This window comes from Bacillus sp. 7705b (genome assembly GCF_002289525.1).
GTDB lineage: Bacteria > Bacillota > Bacilli > Bacillales > Bacillaceae > Bacillus > Bacillus halotolerans.
In genome coordinates this window covers 1-4,356 of sequence record NZ_NSDH01000072.1, presented here as the reverse complement: position 1 = coordinate 4,356, position 4,356 = coordinate 1, and the positions used below count along the sequence as shown (strand labels likewise).

The 4,356-nt window shown below is 42.6% G+C and carries 5 protein-coding genes, 1 tRNA gene and 1 other RNA gene; 3 read left to right on the top strand and 4 right to left on the bottom strand.

Translation table 11 applies throughout. The features are described 5' to 3' along the window. Positions 1-16 precede the first annotated feature (16 nt). A tRNA-Ser gene (locus CJU60_RS21180) sits at positions 17-109 on the top strand. Between the two features lie 114 nt (positions 110-223). Here the strand turns inward: CJU60_RS21180 and dck are convergent. The 4 genes from dck to CJU60_RS21160 form a co-directional block, all read right to left on the bottom strand. Beyond that, positions 224-877 (bottom strand): deoxyadenosine/deoxycytidine kinase, encoded by a 654-nt coding sequence (gene dck, locus CJU60_RS21175; RefSeq protein ID WP_024123592.1) that lies wholly within the window; start codon positions 875-877, stop codon positions 224-226. Next, on the bottom strand, positions 874-1,497 hold the full coding sequence (gene dgk / locus CJU60_RS21170; RefSeq protein WP_044153628.1) for a deoxyguanosine kinase: 624 nt from the start codon (positions 1,495-1,497) through the stop codon (positions 874-876). The genes dck and dgk overlap by 4 nt, the downstream gene beginning before the upstream one ends. A gap of 98 nt (positions 1,498-1,595) precedes the next feature. Beyond that, positions 1,596-2,879, bottom strand: coding sequence for a glycosyl hydrolase family 18 protein (locus tag CJU60_RS21165; protein ID WP_095714847.1), 1,284 nt, complete (start codon positions 2,877-2,879; stop codon positions 1,596-1,598). Between the two features lie 62 nt (positions 2,880-2,941). Further along, positions 2,942-3,493 (bottom strand): cysteine hydrolase family protein, encoded by a 552-nt coding sequence (locus CJU60_RS21160; RefSeq protein WP_010332741.1) that lies wholly within the window; start codon positions 3,491-3,493, stop codon positions 2,942-2,944. An 83-nt stretch (positions 3,494-3,576) separates the two neighbouring features. On the opposite strand from CJU60_RS21160, the gene tadA reads away from it, so the two are divergent. Both tadA and ffs read left to right on the top strand, forming a co-directional pair. After that, positions 3,577-4,062: a tRNA adenosine(34) deaminase TadA gene (tadA, locus tag CJU60_RS21155; RefSeq protein WP_024123596.1), complete on the top strand. Its 486-nt coding sequence runs from the start codon at positions 3,577-3,579 to the stop codon at positions 4,060-4,062. A gap of 82 nt (positions 4,063-4,144) precedes the next feature. Then, positions 4,145-4,356: signal recognition particle sRNA large type (ffs, locus tag CJU60_RS21150), an RNA gene on the top strand; the annotation flags it as partial.

The following is a 4,356-nucleotide window of genomic DNA, read 5'->3' as shown; positions in this document are numbered from 1 at the left end:
TAATTCTTGTCGATACGGAGGAATACCCAAGTCCGGCTGAAGGGATCGGTCTTGAAAACCGACAGGGGTGTCAAAGCCCGCGGGGGTTCGAATCCCTCTTCCTCCGCCATATTGATTTTAATTCTAATGAAACTCAAGCATATATTGGAGATTGTTTTGTCCGTTGCATCGTTTGCAACGGATTTTTTAATATCATAAAAAAGTGAATCTCAGGTCATGAGATTCACTTTTTTTTCGTTTCATGAATGACAGTTGCGATTTGATCAACAATGTTCTCGATAGAACTTTCATCATTCTTCAAGTCATAATCCTCAATACGGATTTTCAGGACAGGGCAAGCGTTAAAACCGCTGATCCAGTTTTCGTAACGCGTGTGCATTTCTTCCCAATAAGACCGATCTGTTTGAAGCTCCATTTCACGTCCGCGTTCTTCAATCCGGGCTAATATGTTTTCCAGATCGCCTTCTAAATAGATCAAGACATCAGGATGCGGGAAATATGGTGTCATGACCATTGCTTCAAACAGGCTTGTATAGGTTTTATAATCAATCTTTGACATCGTCCCTTTGTCAGCGTGCATTTTTGCAAAAATCCCAGTATCCTCATAAATAGAACGATCCTGTACAAACCCTCCGCCGGCTTCAAAAATATTTTTCTGTTCTTTGAATCGTTCAGCTAAGAAGTAGATTTGCAGATGGAAGCTCCAGCGTTCAAAATCATGATAGAATTTTTCTAAGTATGGGTTATGATCGACTTCCTCAAGAGAGGTTTTAAAGCCAAGCCGTTTAGCCAATGCTCTTGTTAAAGTAGATTTTCCGACACCTACTGTTCCTGCTACTGTAATGATTGAATTCTCAGGGATATGATGTTCCTTCATTTTATAAGCTCCTTTACATGGGCGGCAATACGTTCAAAATCGCTCTTATTCAAAACGAAATCCTCTGAATCGCCATCTATTGTTAACACCGTAAGATCTGGGTCTGCTTCCTGCAGCTGCTTGATGGCGATGTCATAATCTGCGATCAGCTGTTCCAAATAGCTTGTTTCAATTTTTTTCTCAAAGGGACGCCCGCGTTTTTCAATGCGGTGTAACAATGTGGGCAGACTTGCCTTTATGTAAATGATGAAATTTGGCTTTGGAAGATCATCGGTAAGAAGATGAAAAATCTTTCTGTATTTGTTGAGCTGCTGTTCAGACAGCGTTCGTTCAGCAAAAATCACATTTTTATAAATATGATAATCAGCTATCACAGGCTGTCCTTCATTTAAAAAGTGATGGCTGGTATCCTCAAGCTGTTTGTACCTGTGACAAAGAAAAAACATCTCAAGCTGGAAGCTCCATTCCTCTATGTTGTCATAAAACTTATCAAGGTATGGGTTATCCTCAACAATCTCACTGATCATAGGGAATCCAAGCTCTTGTGAAAGCATCGTCGCGAGCGTTGTTTTTCCTGCCCCGATAGGACCTTCAACTGCGATAAAAGGGGCTGTATTCATTGGAATCCTCCTTATTTCTAAAAAACGTCCGTCAATTGCTGACCTTCATATTGTATCACAACCCTTGGATTCCCCTATGAAAAAAAGACGTTTCCAAATTAACGGAACGTCTTTTTGACAATTTGAAATTGATCAGAAAGCAGCAGCCAGTTTTGAGGAAAGGAAAGCCCCAGCTTCCAGTAGCTGATCCCTCTTAAATTAAGCTCTTTAATCAGATTGAATTTGGCCTGAATCGAACGGGCGTCTTCAAACCATACCTCGTGCCTTTTGTTTTCTGCATCAGTATAGCGGAAGAAAGGGGCTTGGGCGGTTTGGTCATACTGGATGTCGGCATTGTTTTGTTCGGCTATGACAATGGCTTGCTGAGGGCTTATTGCTCTTGCTGGAGTTCCTCCTGCTGTATAAGGAAGTGTCCAGTCATATCCATATAAATTCTGCCCCATGACAATTTTATTGGCGGGCATTTCGGTTAAAGCATATTCAATGACGTTCCGAACAGGTCCTATTGGAGAAACGGCTTGAGCGGGTCCGCCGCTGTATCCCCATTCATATGTCATGAGGACAACAAAGTCTACAATTTGGCCATGTGCTCTGTAATCATGGGCTTCGTACCATCTGCCCTGCTGTGTTGCGCTTGTTTTAGGGGCAAGCGCCGTAGAAATTTCTAAGCCTTCTTGATGAAAAAGATCCCTTGCCTCGCGGAGAAATTGATTATATGCCTCTCTATCCTGGGGCCGTAAGTATTCAAAGTCAAAATGAATAGCACGGAAGCCATATCTTCTGGCATTCTCGACTATTTCATTCAAAAGTCTTCTTTTCACAGTATCGTCGTTCAAAAGGATCCGGCCGAGCTCATCGCTGAATGCCTGGTTTTCTAGGTTCGTTATAATCATCATCAATGTCGTGCCTTGATTCTCTGCAATGCTTCTTAAATTCGTTAAAGGCGGTGCGACTAAGGTTCCATCACGCTGTGCCTGGAAACTGAATGCGCCAAGGTACGTTAAGTAGGGCGATGCTTCTCTGGCCGCCTGCTGGAGATTTTCGCTGACTTGATTTCCGCGTGGCTCCAAATAAGCGCTTGATTCAATGTCTCTTTTTGGAACTGGAGGAATGTATAAACGGAAACCAATCTGCAGTACGGTATTTAACTGGATGCGGTTCACCCTGGCAAGCTCAGCTGCTGTTGTATTAAATTGCTGTGCGATGGATGTCAGGGTATCACCTTGTTGAACATCATAAAACTGGCCAGCTATTGGAATAACAATGGTTTGTCCGACAACAAGGCTGTCGGGATTCGGTATTTCATTCGTTTCTGTGATTTCGTTTGCAGTTGTTCTGTATTGTGAAGCGATAGCAGAAAGAGTGTCGCCTTGTTTCACCACATAAATTTGAATGAAAAACGCCTCCTTTCATATCGCTACAATGTATGAAAGGAAAGTGCTAATCATGTTTGTTTTTCTGTAATTTGTTCTTCAGTTGTAATTTCTGCGAAAAGAACATTTTCCATCATGGTTAGAGCGAATTCATTGTCCTTATCGCTGTTAGAAGCAATGCAGTCCTTAGGTATTGTAATGCTGTATTCTCTCATGTAAGCATCATTAGCAGTAAACAGCACGCATATATTTCCGGCTATCCCTGTTAAGACAATGCGTTTCACCTGTAATTCAGTCAGGAGGGTATGGAGGGCTGTTTCATAAAAAGCGGAGTGTTTCGGCTTGATTAAAAAATAGTCGGCATCCTCGGGCGATATCTTTTCAATAATGGCCTTGCTTTTCTCGTTTTCACATTCTTGCTGGATATTTTGGATATCCGCTTGCCAAAGCCCGTAATGATCATTAATGTATATAATCGGCCAGTCATTTTGTCTTGCGTGCTTTTTTAATGATAAAATGTGAGGAACGATTTTTTCTGTTTTGTTGGCGAGACTTTCTCCCATATCAAATTCAAAATTATTGATCATGTCTACAATGAGAAGAGCTGTGTCTGCTTTAGACATCGACAGTCTCCTTTCTGTTTAAGTTATAGTTAATATGTAGCCTTTTTAGGTAAGGGAAAAACTTTGAAAAGAGAGCTAATCTGATGAATCAAGATGAACTTTATATGAAAGAAGCAATAAAAGAAGCGAAAAAAGCTGAAGCGAAAGGCGAGGTGCCGATCGGGGCCGTGCTTGTTGTGAATGATAAAATCGTGGCACGCGCGCACAATTTAAGAGAAACAGAGCAGCGGTCTATCGCTCATGCGGAAATGCTTGTGATTGATGAAGCGTGCAAGTCACTTGGAACATGGAGACTGGAAGGCGCAACACTTTACGTTACCCTTGAGCCTTGTCCGATGTGTGCCGGAGCCGTCGTGCTTTCACGCGTGGAGAAAGTAGTATTTGGCGCATTTGATCCAAAAGGAGGCTGTTCAGGCACGTTAATGAACCTTCTTCAGGAAGAACGCTTTAATCATCAGGCTGAAGTGGTGAGCGGTGTGCTAGAGGAAGAATGCGGAGGAATGCTCAGTGCGTTTTTCAGAGATCTGAGAAAAAAGAAGAAAGCTTCTAGGAAAAACTTGTCTGAGTAGTAAGGTTGCAATTTTTAGGGGAAAAGGATATACTTATGTGTGCATCGTCATAGATGCGACATAAAATTTGATATTTATTTTGCCGTGCTAAGCGGGGAGGTAGCGGTGCCCTGTACCCGCAATCCGCTCTAGCGGGGCCGAATCCCTTCTCGAGGTTCGTTTACTTTAAGGTCTGCCTTAAGTAAGTGGTGTTGACGTTTGGGTCCTGCGCAATGGGAATTCATGAACCATGTCAGGTCCGGAAGGAAGCAGCATTAAGTGAAACCTCTCATGTGCCGCAGGGTTGCCTGGGCC

Coding starts and splice junctions, on each gene's coding strand:
- dgk (WP_044153628.1), bottom strand. CDS start 1,497: ATGAATACAGCCCCTTTTATCGCAGTTGAAGGTCCTATCGGGGCAGGA.
- dck (WP_024123592.1), bottom strand. CDS start 877: ATGAAGGAACATCATATCCCTGAGAATTCAATCATTACAGTAGCAGGA.
- tadA (WP_024123596.1), top strand. CDS start 3,577: ATGAATCAAGATGAACTTTATATGAAAGAAGCAATAAAAGAAGCGAAA.
- CJU60_RS21160 (WP_010332741.1), bottom strand. CDS start 3,493: ATGTCTAAAGCAGACACAGCTCTTCTCATTGTAGACATGATCAATAAT.